Source organism: Devosia sp. MC1541 (assembly GCF_012847305.1).
In the GTDB taxonomy this organism is placed as follows: domain Bacteria; phylum Pseudomonadota; class Alphaproteobacteria; order Rhizobiales; family Devosiaceae; genus Devosia.
The window spans coordinates 55,713-70,994 of record NZ_JABBDZ010000013.1; the positions used below are offsets into that span (position 1 = coordinate 55,713).

15 protein-coding genes are annotated in these 15,282 nt (G+C 58.3%); 14 read left to right on the forward strand and 1 reads right to left on the reverse strand.

Annotation, left to right across the window (positions count from 1 at the left end; translation table 11 throughout):
- Nucleotides 1-227 precede the first annotated feature (227 nt).
- The 7 genes from hpaD to hpaI all read left to right on the forward strand — a co-directional run bounded on the left by hpaD (nt 228) and on the right by hpaI (nt 7,747).
- Nucleotides 228-1,247, forward strand: coding sequence for a 3,4-dihydroxyphenylacetate 2,3-dioxygenase (gene hpaD / locus HKD40_RS13370; RefSeq protein ID WP_169196278.1), 1,020 nt, complete (start codon nt 228-230; stop codon nt 1,245-1,247).
- Nucleotides 1,248-1,273: 26 nt separating this feature from the next.
- On the forward strand, nt 1,274-2,608 hold the full coding sequence (locus tag HKD40_RS13375) for an FAD-dependent monooxygenase (protein ID WP_169196279.1): 1,335 nt from the start codon (nt 1,274-1,276) through the stop codon (nt 2,606-2,608).
- 39 nt (nt 2,609-2,647) lie between these two features.
- Nucleotides 2,648-3,691 carry an amidohydrolase family protein gene (locus HKD40_RS13380; protein ID WP_169196280.1) on the forward strand — a complete coding sequence of 348 codons (1,044 nt, stop codon included), beginning with the start codon at nt 2,648-2,650 and terminating at the stop codon, nt 3,689-3,691.
- A gap of 88 nt (nt 3,692-3,779) precedes the next feature.
- The gene (gabD, locus tag HKD40_RS13385; protein WP_169196281.1) at nt 3,780-5,234 is read left to right on the forward strand and encodes an NADP-dependent succinate-semialdehyde dehydrogenase; all 1,455 of its coding nucleotides are present in this window, start codon (nt 3,780-3,782) and stop codon (nt 5,232-5,234) included.
- Between the two features lie 25 nt (nt 5,235-5,259).
- Nucleotides 5,260-6,129, forward strand: coding sequence for a fumarylacetoacetate hydrolase family protein (locus HKD40_RS13390; protein ID WP_169196282.1), 870 nt, complete (start codon nt 5,260-5,262; stop codon nt 6,127-6,129).
- Entirely contained in the window at nt 6,129-6,929 is an 801-nt protein-coding gene (gene hpaH / locus HKD40_RS13395) for a 2-oxo-hept-4-ene-1,7-dioate hydratase (RefSeq protein WP_182395950.1), read from the forward strand. The genes HKD40_RS13390 and hpaH overlap by 1 nt, the downstream gene beginning before the upstream one ends.
- A gap of 8 nt (nt 6,930-6,937) precedes the next feature.
- Nucleotides 6,938-7,747, forward strand: coding sequence for a 4-hydroxy-2-oxoheptanedioate aldolase (gene hpaI / locus HKD40_RS13400; protein ID WP_169196284.1), 810 nt, complete (start codon nt 6,938-6,940; stop codon nt 7,745-7,747).
- 384 nt (nt 7,748-8,131) lie between these two features.
- On the opposite strand, the gene HKD40_RS13405 is transcribed toward hpaI, so the two are convergent.
- A complete protein-coding gene (locus tag HKD40_RS13405) occupies nt 8,132-9,364 on the reverse strand; it encodes a DUF3500 domain-containing protein (RefSeq protein WP_169196285.1) in 1,233 nt (410 codons plus the stop codon).
- A 124-nt stretch (nt 9,365-9,488) separates the two neighbouring features.
- Between HKD40_RS13405 and HKD40_RS13410 the strand changes: the two genes are divergently transcribed.
- The 7 genes from HKD40_RS13410 to HKD40_RS13440 all read left to right on the forward strand — a co-directional run bounded on the left by HKD40_RS13410 (nt 9,489) and on the right by HKD40_RS13440 (nt 15,146).
- Nucleotides 9,489-10,187 (forward strand): FCD domain-containing protein, encoded by a 699-nt coding sequence (locus tag HKD40_RS13410; RefSeq protein ID WP_169196286.1) that lies wholly within the window; start codon nt 9,489-9,491, stop codon nt 10,185-10,187.
- Nucleotides 10,188-10,200: 13 nt separating this feature from the next.
- Nucleotides 10,201-11,010 carry an IclR family transcriptional regulator gene (locus HKD40_RS13415; protein WP_169196287.1) on the forward strand — a complete coding sequence of 270 codons (810 nt, stop codon included), beginning with the start codon at nt 10,201-10,203 and terminating at the stop codon, nt 11,008-11,010.
- 167 nt (nt 11,011-11,177) lie between these two features.
- Nucleotides 11,178-11,903, forward strand: a complete 726-nt coding sequence (locus HKD40_RS13420; RefSeq protein WP_169196288.1) for a dienelactone hydrolase family protein — start codon at nt 11,178-11,180, stop codon at nt 11,901-11,903.
- A 10-nt stretch (nt 11,904-11,913) separates the two neighbouring features.
- Complete coding sequence (locus tag HKD40_RS13425) at nt 11,914-12,696, forward strand: SDR family oxidoreductase (protein WP_169196289.1); 783 nt, start codon at nt 11,914-11,916, stop codon at nt 12,694-12,696.
- Nucleotides 12,696-13,097, forward strand: a complete 402-nt coding sequence (locus tag HKD40_RS13430) for a nuclear transport factor 2 family protein (RefSeq protein ID WP_169196290.1) — start codon at nt 12,696-12,698, stop codon at nt 13,095-13,097. Before HKD40_RS13425 ends, HKD40_RS13430 begins: the two co-directional genes overlap by 1 nt.
- A gap of 37 nt (nt 13,098-13,134) precedes the next feature.
- A complete protein-coding gene (locus HKD40_RS13435; protein ID WP_169196291.1) occupies nt 13,135-13,992 on the forward strand; it encodes a fumarylacetoacetate hydrolase family protein in 858 nt (285 codons plus the stop codon).
- 134 nt (nt 13,993-14,126) lie between these two features.
- Complete coding sequence (locus HKD40_RS13440; protein WP_169196292.1) at nt 14,127-15,146, forward strand: hypothetical protein; 1,020 nt, start codon at nt 14,127-14,129, stop codon at nt 15,144-15,146.
- Nucleotides 15,147-15,282 lie beyond the last annotated feature (136 nt).

A 15,282-nucleotide genomic window follows, 5' to 3' on the forward strand; every position in this document is an offset into this window, starting at 1 on the left:
AATCTTGTTTGGTGCCAGCAGCAGTCACAATCGTTGATTGTTCAAGGTAAAAGCCCACTCTTTTTCACAATACGGACAGGCTCTTGCTTGTCGGTGGGCGCATCCGCTCTGGGTGATTTTAGTTTTCGCTATGTGAACAAAAACGCCAGCTTCAGTTGAGGCAAACTTCAGCACGCGCTCAACGTGCCTTCCAAGAAAAGTCAGCAATGACCCCGGGAGGCAGGTCCATGAGCATGGACGATATCGTTCTTCATCCGCCGTTCAACATCACGCGTTCGAGCCACATTGTGCTCACCGTGGCGGATCTCGACGCGTCTAAGGCATTCTACACCGATCTTTGCGGCTTGGTGGTCAGCGATGCCGATAGCGAAGCGGTCTATCTGCGCGGCATGGAAGAAGCGGCGCATCACTCGCTGGTTCTGCGCAAAGGCAATGATCCAGTCTGCCAGCGCGTTGGTTTCCGCGTGCAGACAGATGACGATATCCGTGCCGGTTATGACTACTTCCAGTCCAAAGGTGTTGAATCTTCCATCGTGGAAGTCCCGTATCAGGGCCTGACCCTGCATGTGCGTGACGCGGTGGGCGTGCCGCTGGAGTTCACCTCCAGCATGGAACTGCGCCCACGCCTGATGACCGCTTACGATCAATACCGCGGCGCCTCGGCTCAGCGCCTTGATCACTACCAGCTGCAGTCGGCCAAGGTTCGCAAGAGCTACGAATTCTATCAGCCCCTCGGCTTCCGCACCTCCGAATACACCTTCTCGGAAAACGAAGATGGCTCTGAACACCTCTGGGGCGTGTGGATGCAGCGCAAGGGCAATCCGCACGATATCGTCTTTACCCATGGTCCTGGCCCGCGCCTGCACCACTTTGCCTACACCCTTCGCGACGCGTCCGACATGATCCGCGCTTGCGACGTGGCTGGTGCTCTTGGTTTGGGCCAACGCCTCGAGCGCGGTCCGGGTCGTCACGGCATTTCCGGTGCCATGTTCATCTACTTCCGCGATCCGGACGGGCATCGCATCGAGCTCTTCAACACCCATTACCAGCACATCGACATCGAACCCGCTGTGGGTTGGTCGCTGTCCAATCCCAAGCGTGCGGATCAGTGGGGCCTACCGGCTCAGGAGCAGTGGTTTGCAGAAGCCACCCGCTTTGCTGGCGCCGAGCCGAGCCAGCCAGACGAAAACATCCCGCTGCCAACTCTTGAAAAGTTCTTGGCGCGCAAGGCGGCCGAACGCGCCTGACGCGCGGCCATTAGAGGAGAAATGACATGCTGAACATTGCCATTATCGGCGCTGGCCCCGGCGGCCTCGCACTGGCTCTGCGCTTGCAGCAGAAGGGGTTTAACCCCACGATTTATGAAGGCGCACCAGAGCTGAAGCCGCTTGGCGTTGGCGTCGACATCAAGATCTATGGCGTCAAGGAAATCACCGAAATGGGGCTCCTTGAAGAGTTCCAGTCGATCTCGGTGGAAGCCATCGACAGCATTTTCTACACGCGCTACGGCCAGATGATCTATGGCGAAAAGTGCGGCAAGCACATGGGCTATCCCCATGAGCAGCGCTTCGTTCATCGCGGCGATCTGCAGATGATGTTCTACCGTGCGGTCCTGGATCGTCTCGGCCCGAACTCTGTTCAGCTGGGCAAGCGTTGCACGGGCTTCGAACAGGATGAAACCGGCGTCACCATTCACTTCGAAGGTCTGGACGGCACCAAGTCCTCGGCCCGCCACGATGTGCTCATCGGCGCCGATGGCATCAAGTCTGCTGTCCGTAACCAGCTCGTTCCCTCGTCTTCGGCCAGCCACTATTCGGGCGTTGCCATGTGGCGCGGCGTCACCGTTATGCCTCCATTCCGCAATGGCGGCACCATCCTGCACATCGGCGATCCAATCGCTCAGGGTTCGATGATCGTTTATCCGATCACCAACAATGTCGACGGCAAGGGCAACCAGCTCGTCAACTGGGTGGTCGAACAGAACGGCCAGCCAAAGTCGCTGGAAGACTGGAACCAGCGCATGGATCAGGGCGAAATCGCCCACAATTTCGACGAGTGCAAACTCGATTTCGTCAACGTGGGTGAGATCATCCGCAATGCGCGCGAAGTCTATCTGTATCCGTTGATCGACCGCGATCCTCTCGACCAATGGTCGTTTGATCGCGTCACCCTCATCGGCGACGCCGCCCACGCCATGTATCCGCGTGGTGGCAATGGCCTGTGTCAGGCGCTGGTTGATGCCCGCGTTCTGGCTGAAAAGCTCGCTGAGATCGACAATCCCGCTGAAGCCTTCAAGGCCTATGAAGGCGTTCGCCGGGAATTCGCCAACCGTCTCGTCATTGCCAACCGCGGGGAAGGCCCCGAGGTCGTCCGTCGCATTGTCGAAGAACGCTCTGGCGGCAAGCCCTTCGACAATATCGAGGACATTTTCCCCATCGCCGAATGCGAGAAAATCTTCCTCGAATACCACCGCATGGCCGGCATGCAGCGTCCCGACGACGCTGGCCCGCTCGGCTTCCGTGACGAGGGCTTCTTCAACGAGGATCGCGCCAAGAAGGCCGCTGTCGAAAACGACATCGCTGGCGCCAAGGGCTCGGCGCGCGCTTAACGCGCGCCCTCCCGCCGTAGAGATTTGAAAGGACTACCCATGACCGTTATCGACGCCAATATGCACTGGCTGCCAGACACGCTCTTCACCGATGAGAGCCTGCGTGATCTGATGATGAGCTGCATTCCACGCCAGCACGGCATCCACGTTTCGATGGTGCCAGTCGAAGGCAAGGACATTCGCCAGATCATCATCGAAGAGCCAAAGGGCGTAGTGAACATCAACTACGCTGAAGGTCAGTACAACATTGAAAGCCAGCTGGCGGACATGGACAAGGCTGGCATCGACCAGGCTGTGTTCCGTATTCCAGTGTGGCAGGAATGGCTGAACCTTGAAGCCTCCAAGCGCCTCAACGATGGCCTTGCCGAATACATCTCGCGCTCCAATGGCCGCTTCACCGCGCTGGCGGTTTGCCCACCTTGGGGTTCCAAGGACATGATCCGCGAAGTCGAACGTTGCGTCGACGATCTCGGCTTCAAGGGCGTTCAGCTCGCTTGTAAGTATGGCAACATCTACCTCGATGACGAAGCCTTCTTCCCATACTTCGAATTCCTCAACGACCGTAAGCTGCCAGCAGTTGTGCACCACACCCCGCTGCCAGTCGATCACGGCTCGATCCTGACCTTCAACAACATGCGTCGCCAGTACGGTCGTTCGATCGCACAGGGCACCGCTATCGGTCGCGAACTCTTCTCGGGTCTGTTCGATCGCTTCCCAGAGCTGCGCCTGTCGCACTCCATGCTCGGCGGTGGTTTCTTCGCTTTCGTCGACATGCTGGTACCAAAGCCAAAGCACACCTATGGCGATGCTGTTGATCGTTTCGACACCGGTCGTTCCGATCTGCGCGCCCAGCTGCGCAAGAACCTCTTCTTCGATATCTCGGGTGCACCGCAGTGGGGCAAGGCCCAGCTTGAATGCGCTATCGAAGTGCTTGGCGAAGACAACATTCTGTACGGCGGTTCCTACCCGATCCGTAAGGACTGGTTCTTCGACGGCGTTCCAACCGTCAATGGTCTGAACGTTTCTGACGAGATCAAGACCAAGGTTCTGTCGGGCAACGCCAAGAAGCTCTTCAATATCTGATAAAAATACAGCCGACGCCTGCTTTTGGGCGGGCGTCGGCGTTATGTTTTCCTTTGGAAACACGAAACACCTCCCAAAGGAGCGGGATATGACCCTGAAAGATCCGAGCCTTTTCCGTCAGGCTGCCCTTGTTGGCGACCGTTGGATTGAAGGCACAGCCGAAAACGGCTCTCCGGTAAATAACCCCGCCACCGGGGAAATCATTGGCTACACGCCAAAGCTGGGCGTTGCCGAAACGCGCGAGGCTATTCTTGCCGCCGAAAAGGCGCAGAAGGCTTGGGCCGCACGCACCGCCAAAGACCGGTCGAACATATTGCGCAAGTGGTTCGACCTGATGATCGCCAATAAGGAAGATCTCGGGGCGATCCTGACCATGGAGCAGGGCAAGCCGCTTGCTGAAGCCATTGGCGAAATCACCTATGGCGCAAGCTTTATTGAATGGTTCGCCGAAGAGGCGCGCCGCGTCTATGGCGATCTCATTCCCGGCCACCGTCCCGATGCGCGCATCATGGTGATGAAGCAGCCTATCGGCGTGGTCGCTGCCATTACCCCATGGAATTTCCCCAATGCCATGATCACCCGCAAGGCGGGTCCGGCATTGGCCGCTGGCTGCGCTATGGTGCTCAAGCCCGCAGCCCAAACCCCATTCTCCGCCATTGCACTCGCCGTTTTGGCTGAGCGGGCAGGGCTGCCATCTGGCCTATTCTCGGTCATCACCGGCTCCTCGCGCGAAATTGGCGGCGAACTCACCGGCAGCCCCATCGTGCGCAAGCTCACCTTCACCGGCTCCACCGAAGTCGGCGCTGAACTCTATAAGCAAAGCGCCCCGACGATTAAAAAGCTCGGCCTCGAGCTGGGCGGCAATGCTCCCTTCATCGTCTTTGACGATGCTGATGTGGACGCCGCCATCGAAGGCGCATTGATCGCTAAATTCCGTAACAACGGACAAACCTGCGTCTGCGCCAACCGCATCTATGTGCAGGATGGTGTCTACGAAGAATTCGCCGAAAAGCTCGCCAAGGCGGTGGGTGGTCTCAAGGTCGGCAATGGCTTTGACGAAGGCGTCAATCTTGGCCCGCTGATTGACGAAAAAGCCATGGCCAAGGTCGATGAACACGTCTCTGACGCGGTCAGCAAGGGCGCTCGCCTCCTCCAGGGCGGCAAGGCCCATAAGCTTGGCGGCACCTTCTATGAACCCACCGTCATCGCCGATGTGACGCAGGACATGGCCGTTGCCCGCGAAGAAACTTTTGGACCACTGGCCCCGATCTTCCGCTTCACCGACGAGGCCGATGTCATCCATCAGGCCAATGACACCGAGTTTGGTCTGGCGTCCTATTTCTACGCCCGCGATCTCTCGCGCGTCTTCCGCGTCGCTGAAGCGCTCGAATACGGCATGGTCGGGGTTAACACCGGCCTTGTCTCCACCGCCGAAGCGCCCTTTGGCGGGGTTAAGGCATCCGGCCTTGGCCGCGAAGGCTCGCGCTACGGCATCGATGACTTTGTTGAGATTAAATACGTCTGCTTGGGCGGCATCGCCTAAGCCTATACTTCCCAGGGGGGACCCGATGAGGCCGAAATTTGCCAGCTTTGTAACACCAGAGGGGGCGTCTTTCGGCCTCGTCAGAGATGACGGTGTCGTCGATATTGGTCGTCGTGACCAGCGCTATGCTTCGCTCAAAGCCGTTGTCGAGGCGGGAGCTCTGTCCTCCCTCGCAACCCAATATGCCGATACGCCTGTCGACCACGCGCTCGACGCTATCACCTATTCCATCCCGCTCGCCGATCCGGAAAAGATCATCTGCGTCGGCGTCAATTTCCCAGATCGCAACGAAGAGTACAAAGATGGGCAGGACAGTAAGCCCAACCCGTCGCTGTTCATCCGCTTCCCGCGCAGCTTTACGGGGCACGGCCAGCCGCTCATCCGCCCGCCCGAAAGTGTTCAGCTCGATTACGAAGGCGAAATCGCTATCATCATTGGCAAAGCGGGCCGCCGTATCGCTGAGGCAGACGCTTACGATCACATCGCCGCACTAACCCTTTGCAACGAAGGTACGCTGCGCGATTGGGTCCGCCACGCCAAGTTCAACGTCACCCAAGGCAAGAACTTTGACAATTCCGGCGCTATCGGCCCATGGCTTGTCCCCTTCGAGAACGCCGACCAGCTTGCAGACGTTCGCCTGACCACCAAGGTCAATGGCGAACTCCGTCAGGAAGATCGCACCAGCCGCATGATCTTCACCTTCCGCAAGATCATCGCCTACATCTCGACCTTCACCACACTCGTACCCGGCGACATCATCGTCTGCGGCACGCCCACTGGCGCCGGCGCACGCTTTGATCCCCCGATCTGGCTCAAGCCCGGCGACACTATCGAGGTCGAAGCCGAAGGCATCGGCCTGCTCCGCAACACAGTTGCCGATGAGGTATTTCCATGATGAACACGGCAGACGTCATCGACGCCGCTCAGTCGCTTGATGGGGCCGAAAAGTCCCGCCAGCAGATCGGCCTTTTGTCCCTAAAATACCCCGACATGACCATGGACGACGCCTATGCCGTCCAGGCCGAATGGGTGAAGCAAAAGATCGCCGCTGGCCGCAAGGTGATTGGCTGGAAGATCGGCCTCACCTCAAAGGCCATGCAATACGCGCTGAACATCGACATCCCGGATTCCGGCGTGCTGTTCGACGATATGCTCTTTGAAGACGGCGCGACCATCCCGCCAGATCGTTTCATCCAGCCGCGCATCGAAGCCGAAATCGCCTTCATCATGAAGTCCGATTTGTCCGGCCCCAATGTCTCGACCTTCGACGTTCTCAACGCCACCGATTACATTACCCCGGCGCTCGAAATCCTCGACACCCGCATTCTGCGCGTCGATCCGCAGACCAAGAAAACCCGTACCATTGTCGATACCATTTCCGACAATGCCGCCAACGCGGGTATCGTTCTCGGCGGCCGCGCCATGCGTCCCAATGAGGTCGATATGCGCTGGATGGGTGCGATTGTCTCGCGCAATGCCGAGGTCGAAGAAACCGGCCTTGGGGCAGGGGTTCTCAATCACCCCGCGCGCGGCATCGCCTGGCTGGCCAATCGCCTGCACCAATATGGCGACAGAATTTCCGCCGGCGAGATCGTGCTCGCAGGCTCCTTCATTCGCCCCGTCGAAGCGCGCCACGGCGACACCATCACCAGCGATTACGGTCCATTTGGCACCGTCAGCTGCCACTTCAAATAAGGCGCGCCATGCCAGCACCCATCAATAAATTTAAGCAGAACATCCGCTTAGGCAATCCGCAGATCGGCCTCTGGGCCGCTCTCGCCAATCCCTACACCACCGAAATCCTCGGCGGTGCTGGCTATGATTGGTTGCTCTTGGATGCCGAGCACGCGCCCAACGATCTGCCGGTTCTTATGGCGCAATTGCAGGCTCTGAGCGCATCGCCCAGCCACGCCATTATTCGCCCACCGATCGGGGAAACCTGGGTCATCAAGCAGCTTCTCGATATTGGCGCGCAGACCCTGCTCCTGCCCATGGTCGAGAGCGCTGCCCAGACCGCTGAACTGGCCCGCGCCATGCGCTACCCACCCTTTGGCGTGCGTGGCGTTGGCGCGGCCTTGGCCCGCGCATCCAATTTCAATCGCATCCCCGATTATCTGCAGACTGCCAATGATCAGGTCTGCCTTCTCGTCCAGCTCGAAAGCCAAAAGGGCATCGCCGCGCTCGATGAAATCGCGGCTGTCGACGGCGTCGATGGCGTTTTCATCGGCCCGTCTGATCTCGCCGCTGACATGGGCTTTTTAGGCAAACCCGGCGCGCCGGAAGTGCAAGCCGTGGTCGAAGCCGCAATTCTGCGCCTCGTGAAACTCGGCAAGCCAGCGGGCATTCTCATCGGCGATCAGGCTCTCGCCCGCCGCTATCTCGAACTCGGCGCTACATTCGTTGCCATCGGCAATGACGTCACCCTGTTCTCGACCGCCGCCTCAAAGCTGCTCAGCGAGTTCAAAGCCGGAGCGCCCATCGTCTCCGCAGGCTCCAAAGACCCTTACGGCTAAGGCGAGCACTCCAAATGCAAAAGGCCTCCAACGGGAGGCCTTTTTCTTTGTTGAAATGACTACTTCCCCCACCGTCATTGCCGGGCTTGTCCCGACAATCCAGTCAAACTTAGCGCCGCACTGGATCACCGGGACAAGCCCAGTGATGACGAGAGCTCGCAACCGAATATACCCGAAAAGTCAGCCCTGCCTGAGCATTTCTCACCAGCCCCTCGTTCCTTCGTCTCCCTCCCCTTTGAGGGGAGGGACTAAGGGTGGGGGTAAATCCCCCCAACAGAACTCTCCTCGTGACGACAAAAATTCGTCACCAGCCCAGCGCTCCTTCGTCTCCCTCCCCCTTGAGGGGAGGGATTAAGGGTGGGGGATAAAATCCCCCCAAAACGACTACCCCTGTTTCGCTTCCCAAGCCCGCAGCAGCGCCCGTCCATAATCATTCCCGTTCGGAATACGGGTGATGTGGTGGATATGGAACTTGGCTGGCTGTTCATTGGTCAGCCACATGCCGGAGTGATGGTCAAATTCCAGCATGATCACCGGGCTCTGGATACGGAAATAGAACGGGTCTTCGTCCCCGTGTCCGCCGATCCAGCTCCAATAGGTTTCATCCAAATGCCTGGCAATCAGTGCCATCTGCGCCTGACGCGCCGCATCCGGAACATGCTCAATAAAGGTCTCGATCAGCTTGAGCAGTGCGGCCTGTTGTTCTGCTGAGAACTCACTGGCCCTCACCCCCTCATAGGGGATCACGCGGTTGTCCTGAAACGCCCCGCCAAGGTGGCGTTGGTCGGCGAAGTTGAACCGATCCGGCCCCATCTTTGGGTCTTCCATCAGCTCAAAAATCGTCGCGCGCTGCTTCTGCTCGGCGCTCAGCGATTGCATCAGCGCTAGGCCCTGCCGCTCTTCTTCGGTGAACAGCGCAAAGCAATTGCCATTGCCGCGATCGATCACATTGGGCTCAACGCCCATGAACGTCGGTGAAATCACCATCTGATTGCCCACGATCAGACAGTTGAAGGCAACGTGGTGGCCATAAATATTCCAGCCCCAAGGCGCGGTAAGCGACGGCGTGCCAAACATCAGGAAGTGGAAGCTCCACTCGTTCATGATGTTGAGCAGGTCATAAATCTCGCCCAGATAGCGATTGGCCGAGAGCAGGTTCTGCACCTTGGTAAAGCCTACTTCACTCGTGCAGGCCTTAAGCAGCTCTAGGAAAGCATCGCGCGCCGCCTCCGGCATATATTCAAGCCGGACCCCATGGTCGTTGAATGGGATTTCCGGATTATACCAGCCGCGCCATTTGTCATCGTCGCTCTTGTGCGCAATTCCGACCTGATGCTCGGGCGATAGCGCTGCCAGCATCTTTTCCATAGCCGCCACAGCAGGGGCCGGATCGAACCCCTGATCTTCCAGCGCAAACAAATCTTCAATGACCGTGCCGTCGGATGTCACGCCTTTGAACGGCTGGTTGTAGCGGCTCTGCCATTCGGCATTGAGCGCAATCGCGCGTTCCGTTTTCAGAATCGGCTGTGCGTAAACGAACGGGTCCAGCCCGCGCGCATTGGCAATTCGAGGCGTATCCAGCGCCAGCATGTAGTCGCGGAAGTTGTTGCTCGCCATGGTTTTCCTCCCAATCTCTGCATCTAATCGATGGTCTTATACAAAATCGATTTTTTATGCAAAATAGTTTTGCTTGCATCTGATCCCATTTTAGAGGAACAAATAGACCCAATGGAGACTGCCTATGGCGCAAAGCAAAACCGCTGCTGTTTATGAAACCCTCAAAACCGAGCTGCTCGACGGCATGCATACGCCTGGCCAAAAGCTGGCGATTGACCAGTTGGCCGCGCGCTTTGGGGTAAACATCGGCGCGGTTCGCGAAGCGCTCTCGCGTCTCACTTCCGATCATTTGGTCACCTCGCAACCGCAAAAGGGGTTTCTCGTCGCCAAGGTGTCGGTGGCCGACATGCTCGACCTCACCGCTGTCAGAACCGACATTGAAACCCGCTGCCTGCGCCGGTCGATTGAGCTGGGCACTTTGGAGTGGGAAGGTCAGATGCTGGGCACATGGCATCAGCTGTCTCGCACCACGCCCCTCATCGGCGGCGAGCCCAATATCGAATGGTCGCGTCTCCACCAGAAATTCCACGACGATCTGATTTCCGCTTGTGATTCCGTGTGGTGGCTGCGGTTGCGTTCGCAATTGTTTACGCAAGCTGAGCGCTATCGTCGGATGATCCAACCCCATCGTCGGGGTGGCCGCGATGTCGATGCCGAACACCGCCAATTGATCGAACTCTGTCTGGCGCGTGACGCCGACGGCGCCTGCGCCGCGCTCACCGAGCACCTGAACAGAACCGCTCAGACGCTGATCACTTATGGCGCACGCTATTTAGACGAAGCTGAAGACGTAACGAAAAAAAACGCTGCATCAGCAGCATAACAGGGAGGCGACTATGTCTGAGGAGACCGTTACCAAGCCCCGCGCACGTCGGGATGAATCCGGTACGCAGTGCATTCACCGCTCCATTGGCGTCATGCGTCTTTTGGCGTCTAGCCCGCGCGAGGGGCTCAAGCTGGTCGACATCGCTTCGATGCTCGATCTTTCGCACCCCACGGCGCATCGCATTCTCAAAGCCCTCGAAGAAGAAGGCGTTGTCGAGCGCGTTCAAGGTTCGCGCCGCTACACCGTTGGCACCGAAGCCGCTTGGCTTGGCCTTGCCGCCAATGAGCGCTTCCCGATCACCTCGGTCGCCGCTCCTGTTCTCGATGGGCTTTCGGCCTCCATCAAGGATACCGTGTTTCTTGCCGTTCCCAGCATCAATGACTCGGTCTATGCCGACCGTCGCACCGGCTCTTATCCGGTGCAGGTGACCACTCTTGCCGTTGGTGCGCGTCGCCCGCTCGGCATCAGCGTTGCCGGTCGCGCCATGATGGCCTTTATGGGGGATCGCAAGATCGAGGCGGTTCTCGCCCAAAACAGCGCCCGCTACGAACCCTATCGCATGACTGCCGAAACCGTCAGCGCCAGTGTTCGGGAAGCGCGCAATGCTGGCTATCTCTGGGCCGATAGTGTCACCGCCAAAGATCGCCGCGCCCTCTCGGTTCCCGTGCTGAATATGGCCGGAAACCCTGTGGCCGCGCTCAGCGTCATTGCGCCGATCCACCGTCTGCCAGAGGGGCGTATTCCCTCCATCGTGCCTATCCTCAAGCAAGCCGCGGCCGAGATTTCTCAGTCGCTCGTCAAGCGGTCGATAGCCGCCTGATAGGCTTATAAAAATTCCACAGGGCGGCCTTCGGGTCGCCCTTTTTTGTGTCGTTGGTGGCTTTGTTTTCGCAATGTGAACAAAGCCCCAAGCGCAAGTTGCGAGCAAGCCGCCCTCACGGAAAAAGTCGTTTCTAAAATACGGCTTACCGCATGGGAGGGGTTCGTATGGCCCAGACGATCGCCAGCGATCTCGAATATAGTTTTGATGGCACACGCATGATTGGCCGCCGCTTTGGCCCTGTTGGGGCAGGGGATGTGCCGGGCGTATTGGTCATTCACGCCGCTCATGGCCTCGGTGAACAGGTTCTCGGCTGCGCCGAACGTGTCGCCGCTTTAGGCTATGCGGTTCTCGCCATCGATCTTTGGGGTGAGCGCAAGCAGATCACCAATCCGGCCGAAATCGGCCCCATGCTGGGCGCGTTTAATGCCAATCCCGACATGTGGATGGGGCGTATCGAAGCTGCGCGTCAGGCGCTGATCGCTTCGGGCAATGTCGATGCCAAGCGTATCGCTGTCATGGGCTATTGCTTTGGTGGCTCGTCATCCATCGAATTCGTGCGCTCAGGAGCGCCAATTGCTGGCGCAGTGAGCTTCCACGGCGGTCTCGACAATGTCGGCGATGATTTCACCAAAGCCGGTTCAGATGCCCGCGTTCTCATCCTGACCGGCTCTCAAGATCCGCTCGCCTCTGCAGGTGATCTTGCGCGCATTGAAGCCGGGATGAGTGCTGTCGGCCTCAATTGGGAAACCAATGTCTACGCCAACACCAAGCACGGGTTTACCGAGCCGGATCGCGGTCCCCGCCCACCCTTCGCCGCTTACAATGCCATCGCAGACCGTCGGTCGTGGTCGGCTATGAGCGCCTTCCTCGCCGATCTTTTCGCCCACTAAGGATAGCACAATGGATCTTGGTATTGCTGGGCGTAAGGCCCTGGTTTGTGCGTCTTCGCAGGGGTTAGGCTTTGCCTGCGCCACCTCGCTCGCGCGTGAAGGTGTGGCCGTTACTCTCAATGGTCGCAACGCCGAAAAACTTGCCGCCGCAGCTGAAAAGCTCCGCGCCGAAGTGCCGGGTGCTGTGGTTGATTTTATCACCGCCGACCTCACCACCACTGAAGGCCGGGCCGCGATCCTATCTGCCCTGCCGCAGGTCGATATTCTGGTCAATAACAACGCTGGCCCCGCGCCTGGCGCTTTGGCCGATTGGTCCGAAGAGGCCATCCTCGGCACCATCAACGCCAACATGCTCCCCGCTGTGCAACTCATCCGCGCCTATGTGCCGGGCATGCGCGAGCGCAAGTTTGGCCGCATCATCAACATCACCTCCGCCATGGTGAAGTCGCCCCACTACATGATGGGCCTCTCCACCTCAGCCCGCGCAGGCCTCACCGCCATTTCCAAAGCCATCAGCCGTGAAATTGTGGTCGACAACGTCACCATCAACAACATCCTGCCCGAGCGTATCGATACGCCGCGTCAGGAGTTCATGGCCGAAAAGCTCTCCAAGATGCATGGCATCACCAGGGAAGAAGCGCGCGCCCGCTCGGTCTCCGAAATCGCTGCCAAGCGCTTTGGTCGCCCCGAAGAGTTTGGCGATGCCTGCGCCTATCTCTGCAGCGCTCAGGCCAGCTTTATTTCTGGTCAGAACCTGCAGCTCGACGGCGGCTCTTACGACGGGTTGATCTAATGAACACGCTCGAAAAAGACCTGGCCGACGTCCTCGAAACCGAAGAAGCGCGCCAGCACGCGCTCGTGAAAAACGATCAAGGCGCGCTCGAATGGCTCCTCGCTGACGATCTCGTTCATGTCCATTCCTCGGGTCAGGTCCACACCAAGCCCGAGTTCATGGCTCACCTTAATCGCATGGGCGGCTTCCGCTCCATTGAGCGCGGGCCCCTCGACATTCGCGTCGAAGGCGACATCGCCATCGTCACCGGCTCGACCATCAATGGCGTCACCAAGCCCGACACCAGAGAACCGGTCACGCTCGAAGGCTTTGCGACCCAAATTCTGCGCCGCGGGCCGAAGGGCTGGCAGATCGTGCTTTCACAACTCACGCCATTTCGCGCCGGACCGCAGGGCAAATAGCCCCGCTCCCCGCACAGCTCATTAGCAAGGAATAAACATGAAACTCGCTCGCTTCTCACAAGGGTCGGTCGACGGGGTCCGCATCGGTCGGGTCGAAGGTGATACCATCATCGACCTCTCGGCACTTCTGGGTGTGAATGCCTCGATGCGCCACGTGATTGCCAATCTGGAGGCCCTTAAAGGCCAGCTAGATGCCATCAAAACGCCCATCCTCAAACTCTCTGATGTGACGCTTGAAGCGCCCATCAACGATCCACAAAAATACCTCGCTATCGGCATGAATTATAAGGAACATGCCGAGGAAGCCCGCGCTGCGGGGATCACCATTCCCACCAGCCAGATGTGGTTCAACAAGCAGGTCTCCTGCATCAACGGTCCCTTCGCCCCGGTGGTGAAGTGGAACGCCGTCGAGAAATGCGATTACGAAATCGAACTCGCAGTCGTAATTGGCAAGAAATGTCATCAGGTTAAGCGCGAAGACGCACGTTCCGTCGTCGCTGGTTACATGGTCTCCAACGACGTTTCCGCCCGCGATTGGCTGCCGAAATCCCCGACCTTCACCCTCGGCAAATCCTGGGACACCCATGGCCCAATCGGCCCGTGGATCACCACCGATGATGAAATCGAAGATCCGCTCAACCTTGAGATGAAACTCTGGATTAACAACGAGTTACGCCAGAACCATCGCACCAACGACATGATCTACAACATCTGGGATCAGATCGCTTATCTCACCCAAGTCATGACCCTTGAGCCGGGCGACATCATCGCCACCGGCACGCCGTCCGGCATTGGCGCTCCAAAGGGAATTTTCCTTCAACCAGGCGATGTTATGCGCCTTGAGATTGAAGGACTTGGCACGATCGAAAACCCTGTCGTCGCCGAAAAGGCCTAAGCGAGAAAACACCAATTCCGCATTGTGAAATTTTGGTCGCGCGCCGATTGCGGTGGACGCGGCCAATTAACACTATTCAAATTGCCGGTCTGTGTTTTTTATAAATCTGACAGGCACTAACGGGAGGAAGTACCATGTTATACATTCGCAAGATCGCTCTTGCATCCATCTTCAGTCTGACCCCAGCCGTGGCTTTTGGTCAGGCGATCGAGCTGATTTACAACAACACGCTGCCGCCGTTCAATGAGACCTATCAGGTCGGCATTCGCGATTTTGCAGCAGCCATCAACGAAGCCTCCGGCGGCGAAATCAAGGTCACCATCCCAGATGCGCAGCTTGCGCCAGTGGACCGCCAGTACGAAGCCGTCCGTGATGGTATCGTTGATATGGCCCTGATCGACGTGAGCGCGGTCACCCAGCACGTTGTGCTCAACGGCATTGGTGAACTGCCAGGCTTTGCGCCGACCTCCGAAGCAGGCTCCGTAGCCCTTTGGGAAACCTACCAAAAGTTCTTCGAAGGCGTTGGTGAATGGGACGGCGTCAAGGTCCTCTCGACCCACGTTCTGCCGGGTCGCCAGATCCTGTCCGTTAGTGAATTTGTTCCAGATACCCCAGAGGGCATGCGCGGCGCTCGCACTTGGGCCACATCGGCAACCTTGGCCGTGATCGCCCAGGCCTTTGGCGGCGTGCCAATGGATACAGCCTACCCAGAACTGCAGGAAAACGTCGAACGCGGTAACTTGGACGTGCTGTTTATCACGCCAGGCTCTGCTGATGGCGCCGGCGTCCGTCCAAGCGTAACCCATCTCACCAAGATCCCTGGCGGTATCGGTACCGGCTCCTTCGCGGTCATCATCGCCGAAGAGCGTTGGAACGAGATGACCCCGGCGCAGCAGGAAATCATTTTGGCTACCGCCGAAGGCCTGCCACGTCGTCTTGGTCAGGCCAATGACGTCGAAGAAATCGAAACCGCTCCAGCCTATGCCAACGTCCCGACGACGGAAGTTGAAGGCGAGGCACTTGCTGCGTTCCACGAAGTTCTCGACCAGCAGGAATCGCTGTGGTTCCAGCGCGCTGAGGCTGCTGGCCTTGCTGACCCACAGGCGGCAATCGACTTCTACCAGAGCGTCCTAAAGCGTGAAGCAGGCGAATAAGCATCACGTACTCCACTCGGCTCCTCAGGCCTTAAACCTGAGGGGCTGCCCCCCGGCACAAGCACCAAGCGTTGTGTCCATTCCAGACCATTTCACGTTGCAAACGCGCGAAAGGGCCTGGTCTCTAAGGAAATAC